This window comes from Mycolicibacterium vinylchloridicum, assembly GCF_013404075.1.
GTDB classification, from domain to species: Bacteria; Actinomycetota; Actinomycetes; order Mycobacteriales; family Mycobacteriaceae; genus Mycobacterium; species Mycobacterium vinylchloridicum.
Genome location: NZ_JACBJQ010000171.1, coordinates 1 through 1,472, shown reverse-complemented (window position 1 = coordinate 1,472; position 1,472 = coordinate 1). Strand labels below are relative to the sequence as shown.

Genomic DNA, 1,472 nt, shown 5'->3' with positions numbered 1-1,472 from the left:
GAGCAATGATCAGAACCTGTGGATGACCCTCGGTGGGGCGGCATGAAAGTGGGCGCACCTTCCCGGGGATGATCTGAAGTCCAAGGTTCTCTGATCAAGACCGGCGTTGACGCGCTGGTTGGGAAGGTACGCCAATGCTCACCGTAGTTCACGACACCGATGAGGCCAACGCCAATGACGGCGGTGGTCGGTCGTTGTTGGATGAGATCGTGCGCGACGGCGCCCGGCAGATGCTGGCCGCGGCGCTGAAGGCTGAGGTGGCCGCCTACATCGATGCCCACGCCGGTGAGCTCGATGAGAGCGGTCGCCGGCTGGTGGTCCGCAACGGCTCCCACGCCGGGCGTGAGGTGTTGACCGCCGCGGGCGCGGTGGCGGTGACCGCGCCGCGGGTCAACGACAAGCGTATCGACGCCGATACCGGTGAGCGGCAGCGGTTTTCCTCGGCGATCCTGCCGGCGTGGGCGCGCAAGTCCCCGCAGATGACTGAGGTGCTGCCGCTGCTGTACCTGCACGGCCTGTCGACCAGTGACTTCGGGCCGGCCTTGGAGCAGTTCCTCGGGTCCAGTGCCGGGCTCTCGGCGACGACGATCACACGGCTGACCAGCCAGTGGCAGGAGGAGGCCAAGGCCTTCGGGGCCCGGGATCTGTCGGGCACTGACTTCGTCTACCTGTGGGTCGACGGCATTCACCTCAAGGTCCGCCTCGAGCAGGAGAAGCTGTGCCTGTTGGTGATGATCGGGGTCCGCTCCGATGGCCGCAAGGAACTCGTCGCCCTGGCCGACGGGTATCGAGAATCGACCGAGTCGTGGGCCGATCTGCTGCGGTCGTGTCGCCGCCGCGGGATGATCGCCCCGGTGTTGGCCGTCGGTGACGGTGCACTGGGCTTTTGGAAGGCGATGCGCGAGGTGTTCCCGGCTACCCGCGAGCAGCGCTGCTGGTTTCACAAACAGGCCAATGTCCTTTCCTGCCTGCCCAAATCGGCGCAACCCGGTGCGGTCGCGGCGATGCGGGAGATCTACAACGCCGAGGACCTCGACCACGCGCAGGTCGCGATCAAGGCCTTCGAGATCGACTACGGCGCCAAGTACCCCAAGGCGGTCGCCAAGATCGTCGACGACGCCGACGTGCTGTTGGAGTTCTACAAATACCCAGCCGAACACTGGATCCACTTGCGCACCACGAATCCGATCGAATCAACCTTCGCCACCGTGCGATTGCGGACGAAGGTCACCAAGGGGCCGGGATCCCGCGCGGCCGGAATTGCCATGGCCTACAAGCTTATCGACGCCGCACAAGCCCGGTGGCGGGCAGTCAACGCACCCCACCTGGTCGCCCTCGTCCGTGCCGGCGCCGTCTTCCACAAAGGCAAGCTACTCGAACGCCCCGCCGACATCACACCGCCCGAGCCGGCCGAATCAACCGAAACGGAGGTCGCCTGAAACACCCCGATCCACAGGTATTGACAATTCCTC

The 1,472-nt window shown here is 65.4% G+C and carries 1 protein-coding gene; it reads left to right on the top strand.

What is annotated here, in order from left to right; all coding sequences use genetic code 11:
* The first annotated feature begins 134 nt into the window (after positions 1-134).
* A complete protein-coding gene (locus HPC46_RS34365) occupies positions 135-1,439 on the top strand; it encodes an IS256 family transposase (RefSeq protein WP_006242318.1) in 1,305 nt (434 codons plus the stop codon).
* Positions 1,440-1,472: the final 33 nt, after the last annotated feature.